Here is a 23,334-nt window from a genome sequence, read left to right on the forward strand (position 1 = left end):
CGACATCCTGATGGTATCGAAACAGCCAAGGGAGACCTGACGAATGCCCCTCTCCGACGTGAAATGTCGAAGCGCCCGCCCCGCTTCCAAACTCGTGAAATTATCTGACGGGGGCGGGCTGCAGCTGTGGGTACAGCCTACGGGCTCTCGCCTCTGGCGGCTCGCCTACCGCTTTGAGGGCAAGCAGAAACTGCTCGCGCTGGGCAGCTATCCCCTTATCTCTCTCGCCGAGGCACGGGAGGCGCGCGATAATGCTAAAAGGCTCCTGCTAGCTGGCGTCGACCCTGGAAAGGAACGCAGCTTGCGGAAGGCCGATTCGGCAAAGGACTCCTTTCGCTCAATCGCGGACGAATATGTCGACAAGCTAAAGAAGGAGGGACGTGCCGACCGGACGATCAGCAAGGTCAAATGGCTGCTCGATTTTGCCTATCCGATAATCGGCGACAAGTGCATTCGGGAGATCGATACGGCCACCATCCTTACCGCCCTCCGTCGCGTCGAGGTTCGCGGTCGATACGAGTCGGCCAGGCGACTGCGCTCCACCATCGGCAGCGTGTTTCGATACGCAATCGCGACGGCACGCGCCGAGACAGATCCGACCTTCGCCCTCAGAGGCGCACTCATCAGTCCGACTGTAACGCCTCGCGCCGCGATCACTGATCCGAAGGCCTTGGGCGGTTTGCTGAGGGCAATCTATGCATTTGACGGACAGCCTACAACCCGAGCTGGTCTGAAGCTGATGGCGCTGATGTTTCCCCGCCCCGGCGAGCTTCGCTCCGCTGAATGGGAAGAGTTCGATTTTGAAAGCTCGGTATGGACCATCCCTGAGGCACGCATGAAAATGCGACGGCCGCACCGCATACCCCTATCAAGGCAGGCGATCAGCGTCCTGACTTCACTGAGAGAGATCTCTGGTGGTGGATCGCTGCTGTTTCCTAGTGTTCGATCGGCTTCGCGTCCGATTTCCGATAACACGCTTAACGCCGCGCTGCGCCGTATGGGTTACGGCAAGGAAGAAGCAACCGCGCATGGTTTTCGAGCAACGGCATCAACTCTGCTGAACGAATGCGGCAAGTGGCATCCGGACGCGATAGAGCGGCAGCTGGCCCACATTGAGAACAACGACGTTCGGCGCGCCTACGCCCGGGCAGAGCATTGGGACGAGCGCGTCAAGATGATGCAGTGGTGGGCCGATTATCTGGATGAACTCAAGAGCAAAAACCTGCGGGTGATCTCAATCGAGGGACGCCGCAAGCCTGCTGTCCACACACCAACGCGACCATCCACTTTGAACCCAACAGCGGCCGTTCATCAAACGCCGATACAAATCTCCAACCGCCGGAATCATACTGACCGTCGAAAAACGCCACAACTCAACGCCAAATCGTAGGCCCGCATTTTCAGATTTCCTGGAGAGAAAGTTGGACCGCGTTCGGCGGGAAGCTGCCGTTCTGCAGCCGACCCCATTTCCGACATTCAAGCTGCCGATGGCCGGTTCCGAAACCGGCCATCTACCCGGCCCGGAGCCGGGGCGCTATTAGAGCGAGAATTCCGTGGGCAGTGTGCGGTCCGTCCTTTCGCCGGCATTAGTCCGTGGATCCGCTATCCCCCCCCGACTTTAACCTCCACAACCTTCCTCTCCATAGATCCGGGACAAGCCCTTGATGCGCGTCGCGATCGCGTCGACGAGGCGACCAACGATCTCATGGATGATCCCCTCCTGGCGAAGCTCTTGGGCGCACTCCGATGCCATGTCGGGCATCACCGCGAGCTGATGGCGGATTGTCCGCACCGTGTACTCGCTGCCAACCTTTGCTGAGGACGCACAGCGCCCCCAGTGGCGCGGCATGATCTCCTCGATGGGATAGACTCTGTCGATCTTCATCGCCAGTTTAAGGTCGCGCATCTCAGATTGGATCTCTCCCCCGAGGTGCGGCAGAATGGAGGAGATGTCGTAGAGCGGAGCTAGGCGGGCCTCGCCCTGGGCACCGAGCAGCATCGAGTAGTTCTTTGCATGCGCGTCCGTGCCGGCGATGATCCAGTTGAAGACGTTCGCGGCCATGAAGATCTGACGGTCTTGGACGGGGTCGAGGGAGGCCGACAGCACCTTTCTGGAGATCGTCGTGATACCTGGCCCACCCTGGTTCTCGTACTTGAGCGTCGGCATCACCGACAGGGCCTGGCACATGTCCTCCTGATGGATGCGGATGGTCTTGCCCTCGATGTTGCGGCGGTCGTAGCGCTCGATAACGATCGCCTTTTCGCCTGCGAAGTCGAGAACCTGGCTATGTGCAGCATCCATGCCGAGCTTGGATGCAAGCTGCAGGCAGAAATGCTCGTTCTCGGTATGCCCGTGCAAGTGCGGCAAAGGCGGCTTGAAGATGTGTGTCGTGGGCGTGTCGCCTAGAGGGATCCCCCAGCGATTGCTGCCCTTATCGAAATAGAACGCCGTCTTTGCCTGCGCACCAGCGAGACTGAACTGACCAGGATCGCCGATTCGCCGGGTCGCTGCACCATCCTTGCGCAGGTCGCGCAGGCGGTCGCCGATCTGCGCCTCGGTGAGCAACTCCACGTTCTCGCCGCGGGAAACCTGATCGTCACGCGGAAGGAACTGGACGGCGCCCGCGCAGTCGCGGCCGACGTTCTTGAGCAGGGCAAACGGGTTTCGGGCGGAGACCTGGAATCTCTGGGCCCATCTGGCGAGGGTCTGCTCATTATCCGGCAGCAGGCCCCAGAGGAATGCCTCGACGACCTTGCCCTCGTATGTCCTGGTGATCGTCGGCATTGACAGGGAGAGCGGGATCGCCACCCGGCCCTCCATCCATGCCTCGTGGTAGGAGAACGAAAGCTTACCGCCCTGCAGGTGGTGGAGCCCCCCAACTGGTCTGCCAGCGATATAGACGCCGAGGGTGTCGATCGGGTTCACCATGATCATCGTCACCTAGAGCTTGTAGGGAATCTCGTCGTCGTCATCGTCGACATGCCGTTCTTCGGCATTATGATGATGATTAGCAGCCGACGTCGGCGCCGGCGGGATCTGAAAGTCCAGCTCCACACCAAGCGTGGTCAGCGCCAGCAGCACGTTGCCGATCTCGGCGCTGGGCTTGCCGTTCTCGATCCACGACACCCACGTCTGCGTGGTGTTGATCATCTTGGCCAAGGCAGCCTGTGACAGGCCGCGCCGGGTGCGGGCCTCCTTGATCAGCATACCAATGTCGCGAGCTGTTCTGATCTTCATGGCGTATACGGTTTCTGTATAATCTAGCTTGATATAGGTTCGTATATTACAGGTGTCAATATGCGCTGCTATATCAATTTTCGCTATATATGTTCCCATATGGGCGATCTCCATATACAAACTTATATAACTCATTGCGCCACGCAAACACTATCGCATGTGCGATCAGACGTTCGACAGGGTACCATCGAGAATGACCGCGCGCTGGTCGAGAACTGGAACGACGTTGTTGGCCGGGACCAGACTGTCAGGTCTTGGTAAGACTTGGCGATGAGCGGTCAGTTCGGCATCCCGCCCGCTTGGTGTCGGACTGCAGGTCTCGCCTCAGCCGGCCCCGCGCATAGACCCAGGTTTCGTGACCATCTATCCATCAGTTGGGCAGCGGCAGCTGGCCCTGGTTTGACCACGAGGTTGAGCTTGCACCCGGACTGACGACCAGCTCGTCCGCCTTTTCGGCTCTCGAAGGAATCGCCGACATCACTCATATTCGGACGTCCCCCACCCATGTTCTAAATCGGCTTTGGCCATACTTGTGCGCATGCTAAGCGTTGAAGCGCTAACGCTTCTGTTTATGGGACTTCGAAATAGCTTGCGGGAAATCATCGCTAGAATCCTTAACTTGCTTTGCCGCTCGAACGACGCGGTCGATGTACAATCAAAGTTTATCGATCTTGCGCCAACCGAGAAGGCAGACGAGGCAGGAGTATATTCCGATGCGCTCCTGTACGCGACGAGCAATCCCAGAGTTTCGAACATCGCTTTGACCGGGCCTTATGGCTCGGGAAAAAGCAGCATCATCAGGGCCTTCCTAAAAAAATACCGGCATCCAATTCTGCAGATATCGCTCGCCGCGTTCCTTCCTGAGGCAACCGCCTCCGGTGGCGCTGTGAGCAAACAGGAGATCGAGAGAAGCATCCTTCAACAGATGCTCTATGGCGCGGATGCGAACCAGCTGCCGCTCTCGCGATTTAAGCGAATTAGGTCGCCCAGTAGATGGTCGATCTTGCTTTCTCTGTACGTGATCCTTGGCGTCGTGGCCTGTTGGCATCTTTTCCAAAAACGCGATGACGTCATCAATGGCAGCTTCTTCCTGCCTCTTTCGATAAGTAACTGGCCCACTTTTCTGTGGTTTGCCGTGGGAGCATCGTTCCTCTGGCTGACGGTCTACCAATTCTACAAGGTCAGCTTCGGCCTGTCTCTCAAGAGTATTTCTCTAAAAGATATTGAGATCACACCTGTGGCGGTCAGCCAAGAATCGATTCTTAATCGGCATTTGGACGAGATTATATACTTCTTTCAGTCAACGAAGTATGTTCTCGTCATTATCGAAGATCTCGACAGGTTCAACAATTCCGAGATATTCATTACTCTCCGCGAGATAAATAGCCTCGTAAATGCGAATGCTGGCGTGAAGCGGACAATACGCTTCCTTTACGCATTACGCGATGACATGTTCGCCAACACGGACAGAACGAAGTTCTTTGAGTTCATCATCCCCGTCATACCAGTCATCAACAGCTCGAACTCGATCGATAAAGTCCTGGAGCAGGGGAAGCGGCTTTCGCTGGACAGTCGACTTGATCGCCAGTTTCTGCGTGAAGTTTCGCGATATCTGAACGACCTGAGGCTCATACAAAACATTTTCAATGAGTATGCCATCTATGTCGCTAATCTGGAGACTGATGGCGACAATGTGCTGGACGCAAACAAACTCCTAGCGGTTCTGATATATAAGAATGTATTCCCGAGTGACTTTGAGAGCCTTCATCGTGGCAAGGGCAATCTCGCGCAGATCCTTGGCAAGCATGATGAGTTTATCGCTCGCGGTGAGGCAGAATATAAGGCCGCTATTGAGCGCATCGAGCATGAGGCCGACGTTGCCGAACGGCAAATTCCAGCCGATCTGCTCGATCTCCGCCGAATTTATGCGATGGCGTTGTTTGAGAAACTACCTGCTCAGGCGTCCCACATCGGTCAGAATGGACAGACCCAGATTGAGATTAGCACACTCGCGAGAAGTGAAAATTTCGACCAGATCATCAGTAGCCAAACTATTACCTATCGTAATCTCAACGGGTATCACCAGACCATCAACATCTCGAGCTTGCAGTCCGAGGTCGATAGTCTGAGGACGTTTGCGCAGCGCAAGGAAGAGGTTGAGCAGCGGACTGCTGAGGCTAGGAGCTCTACCTCTAGAAGGCGGCGAGCGCTGCGGGAGAAGATCGCCGCTCTGCGCTCCGCTAAATTCAATGAGGTTATTCGACTGAATGTAAAAGAAATGAGCGATCTTTTTGGCGCGTTCGGCGAAAATGGCGAGCTGCCTCGCTTTCTAGTGATGGAAGGCTATATCGACGACACCTACTACCAGTATACATCGCTGTTCCATTCGGGTCGACTGTCGCCCAACGACAACAAATTTCTCATTCAGATACGCGGATTCATAAACCCGGACCCCAACTTCCTGATCGACAATGCGAAGGAAGTCGTGGCGGCGATGCGTGGCGAGGATTTCCGTCAGCACTACGTCCTCAACGTCAAGATCGTCGATTGCCTGCTGGGTGACGACGCCGCGTATGCGGACCAAGGGGCGAAGATGTTTGAGTATTTGGCTTCTGATTTCGAGGATTGCGGCGCCTTCTTCACTAGTTACTACGCAGCGGGAAAAGAAGTGCCCAAGTTGGTTGCAGGACTGCGAGCCGGGTGGCCAGGCTTCATTCCGGCTGTCCTTGCCAATCCCGGGCATCTCCCCCATGTTGGTCAGATAATCGCGCATTTGCCTGAGCCGGCCCTCAAAGCGCTGCCGGCCGCATATCCCGAGATTTCGCCATTCGTCTCCGAAAAGCTGGCTCAGATTCTCGCGCTCGGGACCAACATCGACCCGTCTCGTCTAAAGCCCCTTGGGATCGAGCTGGAAGACCTCAGAAGTATAGAAGGTTTTCCTGGAATTGCTCGCTTCCTTTTTGAAGAGGGTTCCTACACGCTCTCCGTTGAGAACCTAGAGTTCATTTTCCAAACTGTTCTAGGAGTTGACGATCTCGAGCCCTTGCGCACCCGGAATTACACGACGGTCACCGGAATCGGTAATGCGGTTCTGAGTTTAAGGATCGAGCGCGGCTTCGTTGACTATCTCAAGAACGTACTCCTGCGGCTTGAGGACAATTCGCGCGAGAGCGTGGCCACCATTCTGTCCATTATCGGTCGAGAGGATGCCGATTTTGACGATCTGAGTGCGTTCCTCGAAAGGCAGTCGGCTACCATCTCTTCCCTCGGCGATGTGCCAGTCCGTTTTCACTCACTCGTTTTCCAGTTGAGCAGAATTGAGCCTTCCTGGGAGAATTGCCTCGCCTTCATGGGCAGCGAGGCCTTCGATGCGGCAACTTTAACCGGTTTTCTGGAGACGAAGGCAGCGCTGGCGGCACTTCCGCAGCAGGCTATTCCCTCCGACGATAAGGCAGCCGCCCTGCGCCAGTTCCTGATCAACGACGACGCCCTGCAAGACGCAACGTATCGAATCTATGTCCAAAGGCTACCGAGGACCTTCATTAAATTTCCGAGTAATCTTGGCCCTGGTAAATTGCGGGTACTGATCGAGAAAGCGAGGGTCAATTTTACGAAAGAGAATGTGGACGCGCTTAGAGAGCAAATTGACCTCCGAGTCCTATTCGTGGTCGAAAACATTGATGCATATTTACAAGACGAGGCGACGTTCGCCCTCGAAGACGATTTCCGTGAGTTGCTCCTAGGCGAGAATATCGGTGACGCCCGTAAACTGGCGATCATCCGGTCAATGGATCTCACCTTGCTCGGTGGCCTGCAATCTCGGGCGGGCAAAGTGGGCGCGATCTTGGAGAGGACTGGGGCGGACGTGAGCGCTCTGGGTGTCGAAGCCGCGCGCGCGGTCATCCTGAACTCGGCACCGATCCCGGTCCAGATTTCATTGTTCAACAAGTGCCAGAAAGTCTTGGGCGACGGTGATGTACGCGAGATCCTCGCCGCCCTCCCGGAACCATTCTCCGAGATCAAGACCGGCTATCATAGCCCGAGGATCGACAAAACAGACATCAACGTTGAATTTGTGAAGTGGCTCGATGAGCGCAACATCATTTCGTCCTGGGGCGAAACGTTCTTTGGTGATGCGATTCGTATCAACCTCTACCGCCGTGACACCAGCTCCTAAGTTATGTGGACAAAGATTGACGAGGTGATGCGCTTCTGCGCGCGTCCAACGCAGCCCGCGAACGAACGGCAGCTCTTAGGATGAAGTAGGAGTGCAGCGAACGGCCGAGATTGGGCGGTGAGTTCAACTTGTCATCGCAACACCCTCTGCAACCTATCGGCCGGGGTCTCGAAGTCCAGGGTTTTTCGAGGTCGCTGATTAAGCTTCCGAGCGACGGCGTCGAGTTGATCCTGCGAGACGAGGGATAGGTTGGTGGTTCTTGGGAAGTACTGTCTGAGCAGGCCGTTGGTGTTCTCGTTGCTGCCGCGCTGCCAAGGACTGCGCGGATCGCAGAAGTAGACCTGTAGATCGGTTGCGACGGTGAAGCTCTTGTGACGAGCCATCTCCTTGCCTTGGTCCCAGGTCAAGGAGCGCCGCAACTCCTCGGGCAATGAGCCGATCTTCTGCGCGAGAGCGGCCACCACGGTCGCCGAGTCCCTTCTCGCCAACTTCACAAGCATCGTGAACCGGCTGTGCCGTTCGACGAGGGTGACGATGTTGGTGTCGTTTGCGCCAGCGAGCAGATCACCTTCCCAATGGCCTGGGATGGCGCGATCCTCGGCCTCGGCGGGACGCTCGCGGATGGAGACCATATCGAGGATTTGTCCTTGCCTGTTGATTGCCACTGAGAACTGACCCGGCAACCCAGGATATTTCCACCGAGAATTGACCCATGTTTGACCCTTACCCTGCGTTTTTTCAGCGGGGATTACGGAGTGATCGACATGGCATTATTGAGCGTGATCCGACGCTGGCATTATCGAGAACATCTATCGATCCGAGAGATTAGCCGTAGGACGGGCCTGTCTCGGAATACGGTGCGCAAATACCTGCGGGTGGACGAGGTGGAACCGAAGTTCAAGGTTCCAGAGCGGAATCGAACTGTAAGCTATGTATTTGATTTCAATCGGATAATATCAGTGTGGATATCGATCCGTACCCACAAAATTACCCAATCCAAAATCATACCGGTGGTTCGGTTCCGTTATCCACAGAAATTGCATCGCATGATGAGATAGATGCTATCATTTCACCAGCTCCCGCAACCTGATAGTGTTGGCGAAAGTCGCCCTTCGGGTCACCATGACGACGTTTCAGATACCCCATTTAGATGGACCCGTTGCCATCCGTTGGTTTAACGGGCTTAGGTTATACTGGCCCGAAGGTGAGGAGCGCATGCCTGAGCAGTTTGCAATCGGGGTCATCGGCTACGTTCTCGCGGTAAACTTGCTGGCGTACGCCTTCATGGCGTTCGATAAGGCTATGGCCAAGAACGGTTCCCAACGCATTTCAGAGTCGACGCTTCTTACACTCGCCATCATTGGCGGCAGCATCGGAACTGTGATCGCGCAAAAAACGATCCGGCACAAGACGCGCAAGGAGCCGTTCCGCTCCAGGCTCGCTCGCATCCTCCTGCTCCAAGTCCTCGCGGCAATCGCGATTGAAGTGGGATTGCTCTTTCCGGGATCGCGCGAAACGCTCTCGCAATTCCTCGCATTCTGAGGCGAATTCGGGGTCGAGAGCAGACGGTCCGGTGCTGGTGCGAACCAGCAGAAAGGTGCCATTCCGCTGGTGACGCCGTCTTGGCCGCAACGACGTTGCCTGCCGCTGCCTGAAAGCAGGCACTGGCACCGCGTTGGCAGCTTTTGCGCCTCAAAGCGACATTGAGGCTCAGGCCGGCATAAGAGCGGTTTTAACCTCACCTCGACCGATCAGCTTGGAAAAGCGACGATAGTCCGAATGCTCGAACCGCCAGCGGCCGGCGGAGATCGCAGGATGCACGCCAGCTTTCTGCGCCGCCTCCAATACTTCCTCAGTGCTGCTGTCCTTGTCGATCCGCTTCCATATGGCAGGAGGTATAAGAGCGTTGCGCGCAAACGAGTCCGCCTCCGCTTCTATGGTTTCCGAACTCGCCACATCCAGATCATCCAAAATGACCTGTCGATCAGGACCCAAGTGGCAGACCACGTGGGCAAATTCATGCAACAGCGTAAACCAAAAATTGTCCAAACGATCGTGGCGAAGGGTCAGCGCCAGCACCGGAACGCCATCGCCACGGCACATCGCCGCGCCGTCAAGAAACGTTCCCGGAAGGTGTTCCAATATTACAAATATTATCCCCATATGATTAAGTTCTGTTACGACGTGAGCACTCCAGTCAGGAAATGTGCTAACCATAGCAAGTTTTCTTGCCGACATCTGTGGATCTTTTATCTTATTCTTCTTGATAGAGATCTTTTCTGCAAGCGACAAGACGGTCGCACACCATGCCTCAAGCGCCGAAAAATCCGTCTTGGCGTTGGTTCTTTCAGTTCTGGTCTTGCGCAACATAGCGACTGCCGGAGTAGAAGCTTTCGAGCGCGATAGAAAGTCAGCAAAATTCTCTTTCTCTTTCATTACGCCAAGCTTCCGGAGCTTCCCCTCCGCTGCAATTGAGGTGCTCGAGTTACCCGTAGCAGGCTCGTGTTTGAACGACCCTATCAGCGAAGTCACTGGAACGCCCAAGTGCTGGTGCAGTGCTCTGATTTGGTCAACCGTTGGTTGTCTCTGGCCGTTGAGTATCTCGGATACCCGCGATTTACTTCCGAGATATGGGATCAGATCACGTTGTGACAGTCCTGTCTGTGCCATGCGAAACTTGATCGCCTCAGCAGGCGTGGCTACCTCGACGGGATGCTGTGATCGCTCCCATCGTTCGATGACGGCTTGCAGCACTTCGAGCTCGTCGCGATCCTTTGGGCTGTTATGCCCGAACAGCGCCGCGGCACGCTTGAGTGCCGATTGGTGGTCCTCGTTCGTGCGTATAGGTCGAACCGTCATGTCACCTTGCTCCCTGTTTTATCTGTGGCGCGCGCCCCACTCTAGTCGCGCCCGCATATTCAATGAGAACCATCTGCGCCCCGCAGTCAGCGAGGAGATCGACCCGATAGTCACCGTTGAGTTGGATTCGGACCGTGATGCCGTCAATGACGGCTAACGGGTAGAACTCAGCGATGTCAGCCATCGAGCGCCACGACCCTGCCTCGAGCTCAGCAACCAAGGCCTGTACGGCTCCATCAAGGCCGTCACGGGCACGACGGGCAAGTTCGTGCAACCTCGATATCCCCATCAGCTTCATGGCTAATCGCGACTCCAGCACAAAATAGTTCCCGAATGTGGGACGATTCTTGCGCTCGACCTCGCGCCGTGCCATATAAGAATCAGCGTTCCCAGAAGTGGGAATAACACGCAGAAGAGCCGGGACCAAGGGATTTTGCTCCGGACATTCGCAGGCGCACATACGAAAGGATTGAAAATGGCAAATCCCAATGCAGACACCGTCGAAATTTTCGTCAACACCCAACCACATCACGTGTCAAAAGGGGAAATCTCCCATGCCGACTTGGTGAAGATTGCCTACGGCGTTGTTGGCGAAGAGGTGCGCGGGTACTCAGTCACCTATGAGCGAGGCCCCAATCCCGACAAGCCGGATGACGTTCTTCCCTTCGGTGGGAGCATCAAGGTGAAGAAGGATATGCGCTTCGATGTCTTCCCCACTGGTCGCTCCTGATGGAAGCCTGGCGCGCCTTGAAGTCAAGGGGCGCCACTTCGCCATTCGTGCAAATTATCTCGTCATGGCCGTTCCTTATCTGAACTGCCGGGGCGAGCTTCGTCGCGGGTTTATCGCAGACCCGTTGAACCTCACGAATGAAACAGAGATAGGCATACCGGCCAATCACCAGATGTACTTTCTCGGGGAGGATCCGTGCGGGCTCGATGGCCAATCGCTCCTCAGCATTCTTGGAGGCGGCGAGAACAGGACGCTGATTTTCGACGATAATTATTCGAGCTATTATTATTCTCATAAGATCGCGAATGCACCGGGCCAGATGCGCGACTATGGGTCCCTATTCGAGAAATTCGAGCAATATTATCAAGTGATCTCGGGGCCGGCGGTGTACAAATTTCCGGAAGCGGATCAGTTGTTTCTCGACGTCGATTTCGGCGCCGACATCCAAAGTCCTTTCAACTTTCCTGACACGCATTCCTCCCACGCCGAGCTCCACGAACTCAATCGCCGGATTTCCCATGTAAATGTCGGCATCGTCGGCCTCGGCGGTACGGGCTCCTATGTGCTCGATTTCCTATCAAAGAGCCCGGTCAAAGGGTTGAAGCTCTTCGACGACGACGAATACGTGGTTAAAAACTCGTACAGATCGCCCGGAACGACTCGATTTGAGGATTTCAAAAAGAACAAGGTCGATCTTTACGTCGAGCGATATTCAAGTTTTCGAACGGGCGTGACAGGCCAGGCTATCCGCGTGAGCCAAGACATGCCGGGTGCAATTCAGGACTGCGACTTCGTCTTCCTTTGTGTCGACAAGGGCAACAGTCGTGCGAAGGTCGTCGAGCTTCTGAATGGCCTCGGCAAACCGTTCATCGACGTCGGAATGGGACTGACGCGAACCGATGGACCCCTCAACGGCAGGGTCCGCGCGACGCTCGTCGACGACGACACCCGATCGGCCGTGCTCGCCGCATCCATCCTGCCGATGGTCGACGACGCCGACCATGAATATCAAACGAACATCCAGATCGCGGAGCTCAACGCCCTCAATGCCGCCATCGCGGTCATGCTGTTTAAGAAGAGGTTCGGTTATTATGCCGACACCGACCCCGGCTATAATTTGCTGATGAATTTGGACCGCCTGAAGATTTTCCGAGAGACACTGGCATGATCCACCGAACGGATGCTTTAGACTTGGTTCCCTGCGAGCGATTTCCCGACGAGGTCACGCCGGGTAAATTCTACTATAGCGATGAGTTTCGGTCTTCGGTTCACCTTTGCGCCTGCGGATGCGGATCGAGAGTCGTCCTGCCGATCAAGCCGGCAGGTTGGCAGCTCATGCAAAACGCAAGGTCGTTCACAATATCGCCCTCGGTCGGCAACCGGGAGCTCGCCTGTCGTTCGCACTATCTGATCGAAGGTGGGCGCATCATTTGGCTACCCCCGATGTCCGACCGCGAGGTTCAGGCAAGTCGCGCGCGGGACGAGCAGCATATCGAGAAAATGCACGTCGTCACATTCTGGCAACGGGTCCGGAATGTTCTGCGCTGGCTCCTCGGAAGGCGCTAGGCCGACTTCGGCACGGCCATCAGGCGTGGTTTAGAACTTTGGGCAGGATGCGCTCGACAGACGCCATGTACCCCTTCTCGAGAGGGTGCTGTTGGGCCGTGTAGCAGACCGGCGCTCACCTTTTGATCGCGGCGACGTGTGACAGGACGCGAGCGAATGTATATAGACAAGGCAGCGCGCGGCCGCCGATCGAAGTGCGAGCGAACAGGCGGTGGCGATGGATGACGACGACAGTGCTAGCGGCAAGCTCCCCGGCGACAAGCTCTCGAAAATTGCGCGCGGCGAGCCGCTGACGGCTGCCGAAGAGATCGCACGCGGCGCGCGTGAGCGCGCGACCGAGCGCCTCGCCCGCGAGTATCTGGAATCGCCGTCGGTCAAAATGGCGCGGGAGCTTTACTTTTCCCCTGCGGCAAAGCTGGCCCGCGATTACGCCAATTCGCCTGCGCAGCAGGTAGCGCTCGGGCTTAGCCCGGCCTTTGGAGCGGCCGAGATCGTGCGCATGGAAGCGATGCGCACTCTACTCGAACCATCCACGGCGCTGGCCGCGAAACTCAATGCGATCCAGCCATTGGCAATCGACCATGCCAAGCTTGCCTTGATCGGCGCAATCATGCCGTCGATTGATCCCAAGGTGATTGCGGCGATCCAGGGCGTGCAGCCGCTCAAGATCGACCCGTTGTTGGCGAGCACCGTCAGCCAGGCGCAGCGGACATTCGAAGAGGCAATGCGACCGCTCGGCGGCATCGGATCGGCGATCAAGCAGCTCGAAGAGCAGCAGCGTGCTGTCCAGAAATCGCTATTCGCCTCGCTTGCCGGACCGTTCGGTGACATCGCCAAGACCTCGCAATGGGCGAGCACGCTCGGCAGGATCGATACCCCCGATATCACCAAGCTGCTCGGCGGGGGCCTTGGCACGGCTGTCGGCGACATGCGCGACGCGATCGCTAAGAACTTCGTCGGTTCGGCCGCGATCGATCAGGCCAAGATGAGCGCAATGCTTGGGCTGACCGCCCGGTTCGAAGCCGATTTCGCGGCGACCCAACTCAAGATGTCGGCGCTCGCCGGCATTGGCGAAGTATTCGACCGGCGCAGCCATTTCCAGATCGACGCCTATCATTCGCTCTTCGGCGAGTGGCGCACGCGCGTCGATCTGCCGGAAAATTCTGGCGCGACGGGCGTGTGCGCAAGCGCATGTATCGCGAGGCCGAAGTCGATGAAGGGCTGGTTGTCGCCCAGCCTGGCATGGCGCTCGAGATCATGATCGAGAGCGGGCTGACCGTCGGGCTTCGCTCGGAAGCCAATGCCGTGGCGGTCGTGACGCTTGGCGAAGTATCGATGACCGTGCGGTCACGCGGCACCAGCAAGGATGCCTATGTGTTGGTCGGGCGGTTCGAGCAAGAACTGCGCGCTTATGTCGAGCGCAAGCTCGAAGAGCGCTTCGGACCGGACTGGTTCAAGCTGCGCGCGTCGAACCTGATCGGCAAGGCGAAGGAGATTCGCAAGGTGGCGATGGCGCGCGGTGAAGCGGTCGCACCGCTAGTCAATTTTACCGAACTGGGTGAACTGTCGGGGATCATCCAGAGCACGAAAAACTGGGATGAAGTGTTCGGCTATGTATTCGTCGACAAGACCGAATTCGACCATGACATGCAGAAGCTGATCGCAGTCCGGCGTCCGACGATGCACATGCGCCGGATCGACGGCGTGCGCCTTGTCGAAGTGATCTGCGTGATGCAGCGGCTGTCCGAGCAGATGGCGGACGATGGGGCGTGGAAGCTCGCGGCCGAGTCCGATCGCTAGGCAAGCCGCGCGGAAACCTGCCCCCACGTTTGGTGGGCAATGGGGAGCGAGGCAAGCAGAGCAGACCCAGGCAATGCGTCGACTGTCGGCGCAGAGGTTGCGTCAGGATCGGGTGTTAGGCTAAGCGCTTGCGCTATCTGCCGCGTCTCCTTGGGGGACGACGAACCAGAAGCACTGCTTCGTATGGAACGTCCCAGCGGTCCGTACAACGGGCAAAGACTACTATATGGTCTACCCGTTCATCCTCCGTCGCCTCGGCGGCCAATCCCTCCATGGTCTTGCGCGACTCCCCACGTAGCGCCTCGGGAAATGCATAGAAAATCATGGCCTGCTGCCGGTTTCGTGGACACCGAGATAAGGTGCCTGGCGAAGGACTATCCCATGGTCGCTCCGAACTATTCGGCCGCCCGATCAGCGCTGGCAAAATCGTTAGGTTTGGGAAGGAAGGCCGCTCCGGCCAAGAAACCTTCCTAAAGCGTAAAGCGAAAGCCTGATCTCAAATTGTGCGAAACGCTCGCTGGGACCGGCGGCAACGCGGTCAGGATCAAGAACCTAGCTGCTCCAAAACGACACTAAGCGCTAACCTTTGTCCAGTGTGGAAGATGATTGCCTTCTTGGTTTCTCAGACGCGCCGGCGCCCGGCAGACCTTCCTTTCTGGCCTTGGCAAACGCCCGATCGCCTTCCAGGAACCCGACCAGCATAAAGGGGATCAGTTCCGCCACCGTTTCGGACTCGCCATAGGTCTCACGGTAAAGTGCGGCATAGTCGTTGAGTGCTTGGCTCAAGTCGGCGGCAACGGTGATGGTGATCTTCGAAGGTGTCCGGTCCGGAAGTTTTCCGAGTTTTAGGTTAGCCATGAAGTCCTCCTGTTCACCCCGTGTATGGCCGCAACACGAGGTCCTTGTGCACGATGACGCGCAACGGCCAACCAGGGCGGACGGTGATCGTGGGTTGGACGTTCAGGTTCTTTTCAGTGATCCGTTGGCCGGCTTGGCTGACGTTCTGCTGGGTGGATTCACGAATCGCCTTGACTAAGTCGCTTTCGTTTTCCCCAAAGGTCAACTCGGTACCAACCCCCAGCAATGTGGCCACGGCGATGCCCTTGATCAGCTGCCAAGTATGGAAATCCACCTTGTCCTCGAGCCCGGCATAGCCGGCCGCGTCGGTCACGGGCAGATTGTCGATTTCGATCGATGAGCCGTCCGGCATCACAATGCGTTGCCACACCAACAGAGCGCGCCTTTGGCCAAAGGCTACAACGCTATCGTAGGTGCCGAACAGCCGTGAGCCCTGCGGGATGAGCAGGATGCTGCCGGTGACGCTGTCGCGCACATTCTCGGTAACCTGCGCGACGACGAGGCCGGGCAAGTCGGAATTGATGCCGGTGATCAGGCTTGCCGCAATCACGCTGCCGGCCATGATCTGATAGGGCGAAGCCGGCGTCTGCAGCGCATGCGGATTGTAGATCCCGCCGGTGTTCCGTTGATCGATAAAATCGAGCTTGCGCTGTTGGTTGTTCTGGTCGCCCTCGGCCGGCGCGACGGAAGCTCGCGTGCCTTCGGTATCTGGCTGCTGAGGCGCCGTCTCGAAAGGTGAACGTCCGCCCTGCCCATTGCTAAGAGCTTCCGTTTGCTGGAGTCGGTTTTCGATGCGGAACAGGACTTGCGACTCGCGCGCTTCAATGGCTTGTTGTGCAAGCCGCTGCGCCTCGGCGGAAACGTCTTGCCCGGGCGCGATGCCAAGCTGGCGCTGGTGCTCGAGAATAGGACGGCCGAGATCCCCGGGCAGCGGCGGTCCAAGCACCGGAGCCTTTGGCTTAATCCCGGAATAGTCTTTAGGCAGCGCTTCGAGTCCCTCGGCGGTCGGCTTGCGGTCGGTGCTGTAAAGCTCTTCGGCCTGCTGCTTCAGGCGCAACGCAGGCCCCTGCAGCGCCATCATCGTGACGCCAAAAACGGCGCCGGAACCAACAGCAGCGATCGCGACGATTATGCCGCGCCTGAACCGCACCGCTCGGCGGGGCGAGGCTCGCAGCTGCAGCTGTTCGGGATTGAGCTTCGGCGGAGCATTCGGATGGGAAGTATCGGTCATGAGCCTCCCCTCACCTGCCAAAACGCGAAAACAGCGAAACCCGCCGCGGCGGTTGCCGACCGTCGGTTCTCGTAATGCGCACCACCTGCTGCTGTTTGGTGCCCAGCCTTAGCTCGGCCGCAGCAAAGAGGCGATCGACGATGTAGTAGTTGCCGTGCATCCGATAGTTGACGAGCTGGTTGTCCCCGTCAGCACCGACGATGAAGAGCGGTGGCGCCTCGCCCTGATCGATGCGCTTCGGGAGCTCTATGTAGACCTTGCTGCCATCATCGAAGGCGCGCGTCGGTCTCCACGGCGGCGTGTCGCCGGTGATCGAATAGCGGAAGCGGATGTTTTCGAGTGCTACGTTCGAGGCCGCGGGCATTTCAGCCTCTGCCTGAGCGTTGCGCCGCCGAAGCGCCACGAGTTGGTCTTCGCTGTAAGTCCAGGAGAGCGCCGCCATGGCAGTTTTCTCAGTGCTTTGAAGCTGCAGGTGATAGGATCGCCTGTCCGTCGTGATGACCAGATTGGTGGCAAGCCCCGGCGCGAATGGCTTCACCAACACATGAGTGCGCTGGTCATCGCCTGAGCCACTAACGGTGTCACCGATCACCCAACGGACCGTATCGCCGGCTGAGACCGAGGTCAGCTTCTCGCCCCGCTGCAATGAGATATCGGTGACGCGCTCCGGCGCGGCGTAGAGCTGGTAGAGCGCGCCGTCGGCAAAGGGGTAAACCTGCACCGCATTGACATAGCCAAACTTGGTGGGTTGTTGCGTCGCCGCCTTGTTGGCATCGGCGACCTGTTCTTCCGGCGAGCGCTTATCTGGGGCGGGCTTGCCGGGTGCGGGCATCAACTGACCAGGCAACGGTAACGGTTTCGGCACTTCCACGACCTTGACCGGCTTCTCCGGCGCCTTCTCGATCGCGGCTGGTTTGAAGTCCTCGTGGTCATAGGAAATCTGAGGCGGCGGCACTGGCTTCGAGGCACAGGCCGAAAGAACCGCAGCAGACGCCGACAGGATCAAGGCAGCACGAAGCAATGGGGCTCTATTTGTCATTGGCGGGCTCCTTAGGGGAAACGGGGGTTGGCGCGGCGCTGTCGAGCTCGCGCGACCAGTCGATGGCGTTGATGAAGACGCCGAGCGGGTTCTTGCGCAGCTGCTCGGTTGTCCTAGGCGGGCGGATGAGGATGGTGAGGATCCCGATCCAGCGCGTCGTGCTGGCGAGGCTGCCGCGCTCGAACACCTGCTCGGTCCATTTGACCTGGAACGAGCTGTCGGAAGCCCTGACCACGCTGGTCACCTGCACTGACACGCTGCGCGTGCCGATTTGGCCGAAAGGGTCGTTCGCCTTGGCATATTCGTTGAGGAAGAGCGCCGCTCTGTCGGTGGCAAAGTCGTAGGCCGACAGCCAATTCTGCCGCACCAGAACCGCATCGGTGGAAACCGAACGAACATTCTGGATGAAGCGGCTGAGATGCCAGGCGATCTGGGCATCGTCGGGCTGGTAGTTTTGGACTGCCGGCGCGACCGCGTGCGCCTCGCCAAAGCGGTCGACCTCGACGACATAAGGCACGACGCGGCCCTGCATCGACTGCCACAGAAGCCCACCGGAAAGCCCCGTCGTCAGAGCCAGGCAGCCAAAGGCCATGAAGCGCCAGTTCTTGGCCTGGACGCGCGCCGTGCCGATGCGCTCATCCCAGAGTTGGCTGGCCTTCTGGTAGGGTGTTACGGGTTCGGGCGTCTTTCCATAACGCTGAACGGGTCGCTTGAAGAGCATCTAGTCTTCCTTGTCATTGAGGGAGGGATTGGCGCCGCTTCCGCCCCGATCTCCATCGCGCACCGCCTGCGTGGCAGCATTGCGATGGGCGCGTGCGGTCTGTTCGGAACGCAGACGCCTTGCCCAGACCGGCGCGGGGTCAGAGGCTGCAGCGGGCGAGGTTCCTGTCTTTGACGCGGTCGGCATGCCGCCGGTCGCGGTCCAGCCGGCATCGCGACCGGCGTCGGCACTACGGCGGAATGGTTCTGCTGCGGATCGCATTCCCCGCATCGCGGCGCCGCTAGCGGCACTCGCAACCCCATGCAGCCCAGCAGCTACCCCGGACAGCCCGGACTCGGGCGATGTCGCGCGCCCCGTCTGCCAAGCGACGGTGGCAGCGGACCCCATGGCGGCGCCGGCACGGACTGCGGCGAGGCCGCCGCCTGTTGCCATGCGCGCGCCGGCAAACGCAGCGCCTCCGGCAACGAGCGTTGATCCAGCTGCGGCCGCCGTTGTTCCAAGTGCCGCGCCGGCGCCAAGCTGCGGCGCGCCGGAAACAAGACCCGAGGCAATCCCGGGGCCGAAAATGCCGAGCCCAAGCAGCGCCAGCGCACCCAGTACCTGAGACATGGCCGCCGCCAGGTCCGGCTCCTGGCCCTGCAGGGCGGAAGCGAACTCGCCAAAGAGCGTGGAGCCGATGCCGACGATGACGGCAAGCACCATCACCTTGATGCCCGACGAAATCACATTGCCGAGCACGCGCTCGGCCAGAAACGCCGAGCGGTTCCAGAGCGCGAAGGGCACCAGGACGAAGCCGGCCAGCGTGGTGAGCTTGAACTCGAGGATGGTGATGAAGAGCTGGATGGAAAGAATGAAGAAGGCGATGAGGACCAGGAACCAGGCCAGAAGCAGCACGAAGATGGTGAGCGCGTTACCGAAGATCTCGGGGAAGCCTACTAGCTGGCTCGCTTGATTGAGGAGCGGCCAGGCGCCCTCGAAGCCGGCCGCGGCAATGCGGCCTGGCCGCAGGAGACTGTCGGCGGACAGGTTGCCGGCCGATGCGTTGATGCCGAGACCGGCAAAGGAGCGGTAAATTATGTCGGCGAGGTTCTTGAAATTGTTCAGGACGAAGGCGAAGGCGCCGACATAGAGCACTTTGCGAATAAGCCGGCCAAGAATGTTGGGCTCGCCGCCGAACGCCCAGACCAAGCCCGCGAGCGTGATGTCAATGCCGATCAGAATGGTGGTGAGAAAGGCGACGTCGCCCGAAAGCAGACCGAACCCACTGTCAATGTAGCGGGTAAAGGTCTCCATGAAGCGATCGATGACTCCGAGGTCGTTCATGTCGCCGCCTTCCTCGTTGTCTTTAAGAACTGCCGCTCAGTTGCCGGGATAAGCCGTGCCGGTGCCCAGGAAACGCTTCGTCGTCTCGCGAGCGGCTTCCTCGGACTGCGCCTTGCGCGCCGCATCCTCGGCTTCGGCCCGGAACTGGGTCGCAAGCAGCGTCTGGATCTGCATCTGCTGCTTGGTCGAAAGCGCGATCAGCTGATTGGTAGCCTGGCTTGCCTCGAGGGCACCTGCCGCGCCCTGACTGCGATTGACGAGATCGGTAAGCAGGTCGCCATCGGCCTGCACGTTCTCGACGATCTGCGACTGCGCGCTCATCGTCTGGCGGAACGCCTGCATGGCGCTCTGCCAGCGCTCGCGCGCGGCGCTCGCCACATCGCTGACCTTGATGGTGGCGTCGTAGCTTTCCGGATATTGCTGGCGCCACTGGTCCTGCAGCTTGTCAAGATCGAAGCTCAGGCCGCTCGCCTGGGTCATCAGACCGTCAATCCGTTGGAGCGAGCCGGTCAGCTGGCCCACGGAAGAGAAATCCAGGCGCTGAAGGTTGCGCGCCATGTTCTGCAGCATGGTCGCCTGGTTCTGAAGCGACTGGATTTGGTTGTTGATCTGCTCCAATGCGCGTGCTGCCGACAGCACATTCTGCGTATAGTTGGACGGGTCAAACACGATAAGCGCATAGGCCGGCTGGACGTAGTCAGCCATCGGTTTGGCGATCAGGGAAACGGTGACCAGGCTAGTAAAAAGGCGGCGTCCGATCATGACGATTGCTCCTTGTTAGGTTGAGGAAATTGCTGGAGAAGCTCGGCAGCCCAATCCAGCCCGCGCGCACTGAAGAAACGGGCGGCAAAGCTGCCCTGCCCTTCTTCGGAAAGAATATTGTCGATCAGGGTCTGCGCGGCCGGGTCGGAGGCGCCGCAAAGCGCAAGAGCGATCGGGCCTAGCCCGAGCTCGAAGAGGCGATTGCCGCGGCGCGACTGCAGATAGTAGTGGCGCTTCGGCGTGGCGCGGGCGATCAATTCGATCTGTCGCTCATTAAGACCGAAGCGCTCATAGGCTGCCCGTGCCTGCGGCTCCACCGCACGATCATTGGGGAGAAAAATGCGCTGCGGGCAGCTCTCGATGATTGCGGGTGCGATAGAAGAGCCGGCGATGTCGGCAAGCGACTGCGTCGCGAAGATGACGGAGACGTTTTTCTTACGCAGCACCTTCAGCCATTCGCGGATGCGGGCGGCAAAGAGCGGGTTGTCGAGATAGACCCAGGCCTCGTCGAGCATGAGCAGCGTCGGCCGCCCGTCAAACCGGTCCTCAAGACGATGGAACAGATAGGTGAGCACAGGCAGCACAGCCCCTTGGCTGTCCATCAGCTCCTGGGTCTCGAAACACTGCACACCCGAGATGGCCAGCCGGTCGTCATCGGCATCGAGCAGCCGGCCGAATGGACCGTCGAGCGTGTAGGGCATCAACGCCGATTTGAGCGCATTGGACTGAAGCAAGACCGACAGGCCAGTCAGCGTGCGTTCCTGCGCCGGCGCGGTGGCGAGGCTGGTGAGCGCCGACCAGATTGCCTCCTTCACCTCCGGGGTGACGGTGACATTCTCGTGGGCAATGAGGCCGGCGATCCATTCGGCTGCCCAGCCACGGGTTGCCTGGTCGTCGATGTTGCGTAGCGGCTGAAAGGCAAGCGCACCATCCGCACCCAGCGGATGGTGGTCGCCGCCCATGGCAAGCGTGGCGACGCGGGCCGAATTGCCTTTGTCGAAGACATAGATTTGCGCGCCAGCGTAGCGTCGGAACTGCAAGGCGATCAGGGCAAGCAGCACCGACTTGCCGGCACCGGTCGGCCCGACAATCAGCATGTGGCCGACATCGCCGATATGGGTCGAAAGCCGAAACGGCGTCGACCCGCTGGTTTCGGCGAAAAGAAGCGGCGGAGCGTGATCGCCGGTGACCTCAGCAAGATGCTCGTTCTCCGCTGGACCTGCCCACACGGATGACAGCGGGATGAGATGGGCAAGGTTAAGCGTGTGAACGAGCGGCTGGCGAACGTTGGCGTAGACATGACCCGGCAATGAACCAAGCCACGCTTCGACGGCATTGATGCTTTCGCGAATGGTGGTGAAGCCGAGCCCGTTGACGATCCGCTCGACGGCGCGAAGCTTTTCCGCGGCGGCTTCACGGTTCTGATCCCACACCGTCACCGTTGTGGTGAGATAGCCGAAGCCGACATGATCGCCGCCCAATGCCTGCAGTGCTGCATCGGCATCGAGCGCCTTGTTGTCGGCGTCGCTGTCGACGAGAGGCACCGGTTCGTTGGTCACCACCTCGCGCAGGATAGCCGCGATCGATTTGCGCTTGGCAAACCACTGCCGGCGGAGCCGAGTCAGCGTCTTCGTGGCTTCCGGCTTGTCGAGAGGAATGAAGCGCGTCATCCACCGATAGGCGAAATCTTGGTGATTGAGCGCATCGAGAATCCCTGGCCGGGTGAGGTTGGGAAAGCCGAGAACGGTGAGCGTGCGCAGATGCTGCTCGCCTAGCATCGGCTCCAAGCCGCCTGTGAGCGGCTCATCGACAAGGACAGCGTCAAGATACATTGGGGTTTCCGGCACGGCGACCGGATGACGGCGGGTCGAGATCGTGCCGTGCAGGTACGTCAGGGTCTCGGCATCGTCGAGCGCGCGCACCTCGGGCACGAATGCCGAAAGAAGATCGAGAACGCGGTCAGTCTCGTCTCGGAACCGGGCAAGCTCCTGGCACCAGTCTCTTTCCCCTCCCAAGTCATGCGAGTCGACGAGAGCACTTTCCGCGCGCGCCTGGCCATCCGGTGGCGGCATGAAGACCAAGGTCAGATGATAGACGCTCTCGAAATGCGCGACCTTGCCCTCGAAGGCGCCGCGCCGTTCCTCGTCCACGAGCCAAGAGGCGGCGTCGGGAAACATCGAGCTCGGATAGCCCAGCGCTACAACGCGCTCGGCCTCGAAGAACAGCGCCCAGCCAGAGTCCAGCCTCCTCAGCGCATTGTTTGCCCGGGCGCAAACGCCGATGAGCTCAGCTTCCGTCGCGCTTTCAAGGTCGGGGCCACGAAACCGCAACGTCCGCTGAAAGCTGCCGTCCTTGTTGAGGACGATCCCAGGCGCAACCAGTGCTGCCCAGGGAAGATGGTCGGCAAGCCGGTCGGCTTTGCCGCGGTATTCAGAAATATTCAACATTCGAGCCAGCCCTTCTGGCGAAGATGGCGGACAAGCACGCTGGCAAAGTCCGGGTCGCGCCGTGCGGCAAAAACCGCGAGCGTGTGTCCGGCCACCCAAACCACCAGACCGCCAATCCACTGCTGCAGGCCAAGGCCGACTGCGGCCGCCACCGTGCCGTTGAGGATCGCCAGCGCCCGCGGCGCACCGCCGAGCAGGATCGGCTGAGTCAGAGCCCGGTAGACGGGCACCTCCAATCCTTCGATATGCTGCTCTCCGACGGCCATCAGACGAGCGCCCCGCCACCAAAGGAGAAGAAGGAGAGAAAGAAGCTCGAAGCCGCGAAGGCGATCGACAGGCCAAAGACGATCTGGATGAGCCGGCGGAAACCGCCGGCCGTGTCGCCGAAGGCAAGGGTGAGGCCAGTGGTTATGATGATGATCACGGCAACGATCTTGGCCACCGGCCCCTGCACCGATTCCAGGATCTGCTGAAGCGGCTGTTCCCAGGGCATGCCGGAGCCGGCAGCGTGAGCCTGGGCCGTGAGAAGAAGCGCGACGGCGGCGGACGAGAGAAAGCGAATTTTCCTGGGCATGAGACGACC

General features: G+C 58.9%; 21 protein-coding genes and 3 pseudogenes. 10 read left to right on the plus strand and 14 right to left on the minus strand.

What is annotated here, in order from left to right:
- The first annotated feature begins 43 nt into the window (after positions 1-43).
- Positions 44-1,390, plus strand: coding sequence for a tyrosine-type recombinase/integrase (locus tag NKI46_RS28885; RefSeq protein ID WP_023707987.1), 1,347 nt, complete (start codon positions 44-46; stop codon positions 1,388-1,390).
- Positions 1,391-1,618: 228 nt separating this feature from the next.
- Here NKI46_RS28885 and NKI46_RS28890 read toward each other — a convergent pair whose 3' ends face one another.
- Positions 1,619-2,929: a type II toxin-antitoxin system HipA family toxin gene (locus NKI46_RS28890; RefSeq protein ID WP_031196150.1), complete on the minus strand. Its 1,311-nt coding sequence runs from the start codon at positions 2,927-2,929 to the stop codon at positions 1,619-1,621.
- A gap of 12 nt (positions 2,930-2,941) precedes the next feature.
- Positions 2,942-3,238: a helix-turn-helix transcriptional regulator gene (locus tag NKI46_RS28895; protein ID WP_023707989.1), complete on the minus strand. Its 297-nt coding sequence runs from the start codon at positions 3,236-3,238 to the stop codon at positions 2,942-2,944.
- Between the two features lie 571 nt (positions 3,239-3,809).
- On the opposite strand from NKI46_RS28895, the gene NKI46_RS28900 reads away from it, so the two are divergent.
- A complete protein-coding gene (locus NKI46_RS28900; RefSeq protein ID WP_502896848.1) occupies positions 3,810-7,415 on the plus strand; it encodes a YobI family P-loop NTPase in 3,606 nt (1,201 codons plus the stop codon).
- 131 nt (positions 7,416-7,546) lie between these two features.
- Here the strand turns inward: NKI46_RS28900 and NKI46_RS28905 are convergent.
- Positions 7,547-8,062: pseudogene (locus NKI46_RS28905) on the minus strand (IS30 family transposase); the annotation flags it as partial.
- Positions 8,063-8,179: 117 nt separating this feature from the next.
- On the opposite strand from NKI46_RS28905, the pseudogene NKI46_RS28910 reads away from it, so the two are divergent.
- Positions 8,180-8,329 (plus strand): annotated as a pseudogene (locus tag NKI46_RS28910) (sigma factor-like helix-turn-helix DNA-binding protein); the annotation flags it as partial.
- Positions 8,330-8,630: 301 nt separating this feature from the next.
- Positions 8,631-8,957: a DUF1294 domain-containing protein gene (locus NKI46_RS28915; RefSeq protein WP_023753810.1), complete on the plus strand. Its 327-nt coding sequence runs from the start codon at positions 8,631-8,633 to the stop codon at positions 8,955-8,957.
- Between the two features lie 168 nt (positions 8,958-9,125).
- Here NKI46_RS28915 and NKI46_RS28920 read toward each other — a convergent pair whose 3' ends face one another.
- Both NKI46_RS28920 and NKI46_RS28925 read right to left on the minus strand, forming a co-directional pair.
- Positions 9,126-10,274 (minus strand): ImmA/IrrE family metallo-endopeptidase, encoded by a 1,149-nt coding sequence (locus NKI46_RS28920; RefSeq protein WP_023753809.1) that lies wholly within the window; start codon positions 10,272-10,274, stop codon positions 9,126-9,128.
- A 1-nt stretch (position 10,275) separates the two neighbouring features.
- Complete coding sequence (locus tag NKI46_RS28925; RefSeq protein ID WP_023753808.1) at positions 10,276-10,647, minus strand: hypothetical protein; 372 nt, start codon at positions 10,645-10,647, stop codon at positions 10,276-10,278.
- A gap of 102 nt (positions 10,648-10,749) precedes the next feature.
- Here NKI46_RS28925 and NKI46_RS28930 point away from each other — a divergent pair, with 102 nt between their 5' ends.
- The 6 genes and pseudogenes from NKI46_RS28930 to NKI46_RS28955 form a co-directional block, all read left to right on the plus strand.
- Positions 10,750-11,004: a multiubiquitin domain-containing protein gene (locus NKI46_RS28930; RefSeq protein ID WP_023708007.1), complete on the plus strand. Its 255-nt coding sequence runs from the start codon at positions 10,750-10,752 to the stop codon at positions 11,002-11,004.
- A complete protein-coding gene (locus NKI46_RS28935) occupies positions 10,979-12,172 on the plus strand; it encodes a DUF6791 domain-containing protein (RefSeq protein ID WP_084779709.1) in 1,194 nt (397 codons plus the stop codon). The genes NKI46_RS28930 and NKI46_RS28935 overlap by 26 nt, the downstream gene beginning before the upstream one ends.
- Positions 12,169-12,570 carry a ubiquitination-like system serine protease family protein gene (locus NKI46_RS28940; RefSeq protein WP_023708009.1) on the plus strand — a complete coding sequence of 134 codons (402 nt, stop codon included), beginning with the start codon at positions 12,169-12,171 and terminating at the stop codon, positions 12,568-12,570. Before NKI46_RS28935 ends, NKI46_RS28940 begins: the two co-directional genes overlap by 4 nt.
- A 217-nt stretch (positions 12,571-12,787) precedes the next feature.
- A complete protein-coding gene (locus NKI46_RS28945) occupies positions 12,788-13,831 on the plus strand; it encodes a hypothetical protein (RefSeq protein WP_352749244.1) in 1,044 nt (347 codons plus the stop codon).
- Between the two features lie 44 nt (positions 13,832-13,875).
- On the plus strand, positions 13,876-14,370 hold the full coding sequence (locus tag NKI46_RS28950) for a hypothetical protein (RefSeq protein WP_352749246.1): 495 nt from the start codon (positions 13,876-13,878) through the stop codon (positions 14,368-14,370).
- Positions 14,371-14,733: 363 nt separating this feature from the next.
- A pseudogene (locus NKI46_RS28955) lies at positions 14,734-14,844 on the plus strand (MucR family transcriptional regulator); the annotation flags it as partial.
- 105 nt (positions 14,845-14,949) lie between these two features.
- Here NKI46_RS28955 and NKI46_RS28960 read toward each other — a convergent pair.
- Genes NKI46_RS28960 through NKI46_RS29000 form a run of 9 tightly spaced genes read right to left on the minus strand, consistent with a single transcriptional unit; the run spans position 14,950 to position 23,325 of the window.
- Positions 14,950-15,228, minus strand: a complete 279-nt coding sequence (locus NKI46_RS28960; RefSeq protein WP_023708012.1) for a DUF2274 domain-containing protein — start codon at positions 15,226-15,228, stop codon at positions 14,950-14,952.
- A 13-nt stretch (positions 15,229-15,241) separates the two neighbouring features.
- On the minus strand, positions 15,242-16,459 hold the full coding sequence (locus NKI46_RS28965) for a TraB/TrbI/VirB10 family type IV secretion system protein (RefSeq protein WP_352749249.1): 1,218 nt from the start codon (positions 16,457-16,459) through the stop codon (positions 15,242-15,244).
- A 10-nt stretch (positions 16,460-16,469) separates the two neighbouring features.
- Entirely contained in the window at positions 16,470-17,498 is a 1,029-nt protein-coding gene (gene trbG, locus NKI46_RS28970; RefSeq protein WP_031244469.1) for a P-type conjugative transfer protein TrbG, read from the minus strand.
- Positions 17,488-18,219 (minus strand): conjugal transfer protein TrbF, encoded by a 732-nt coding sequence (trbF, locus tag NKI46_RS28975; RefSeq protein WP_023724108.1) that lies wholly within the window; start codon positions 18,217-18,219, stop codon positions 17,488-17,490. The genes trbG and trbF overlap by 11 nt, the downstream gene beginning before the upstream one ends.
- Positions 18,220-19,542: a P-type conjugative transfer protein TrbL gene (trbL, locus tag NKI46_RS28980; RefSeq protein ID WP_023753803.1), complete on the minus strand. Its 1,323-nt coding sequence runs from the start codon at positions 19,540-19,542 to the stop codon at positions 18,220-18,222.
- 36 nt (positions 19,543-19,578) lie between these two features.
- Positions 19,579-20,304: a P-type conjugative transfer protein TrbJ gene (trbJ, locus tag NKI46_RS28985; RefSeq protein ID WP_023669263.1), complete on the minus strand. Its 726-nt coding sequence runs from the start codon at positions 20,302-20,304 to the stop codon at positions 19,579-19,581.
- Positions 20,301-22,751 (minus strand): conjugal transfer protein TrbE, encoded by a 2,451-nt coding sequence (trbE, locus tag NKI46_RS28990; RefSeq protein WP_352749253.1) that lies wholly within the window; start codon positions 22,749-22,751, stop codon positions 20,301-20,303. Before trbE ends, trbJ begins: the two co-directional genes overlap by 4 nt.
- On the minus strand, positions 22,745-23,017 hold the full coding sequence (locus NKI46_RS28995) for a VirB3 family type IV secretion system protein (protein WP_023753801.1): 273 nt from the start codon (positions 23,015-23,017) through the stop codon (positions 22,745-22,747). The genes trbE and NKI46_RS28995 overlap by 7 nt, the downstream gene beginning before the upstream one ends.
- On the minus strand, positions 23,017-23,325 hold the full coding sequence (locus NKI46_RS29000) for a TrbC/VirB2 family type IV secretion system protein (protein WP_023753800.1): 309 nt from the start codon (positions 23,323-23,325) through the stop codon (positions 23,017-23,019). The genes NKI46_RS28995 and NKI46_RS29000 overlap by 1 nt, the downstream gene beginning before the upstream one ends.
- Positions 23,326-23,334: the final 9 nt, after the last annotated feature.

It is taken from the genome of Mesorhizobium sp. M0615 (genome assembly GCF_040320805.1).
Lineage (GTDB): Bacteria > Pseudomonadota > Alphaproteobacteria > Rhizobiales > Rhizobiaceae > Mesorhizobium.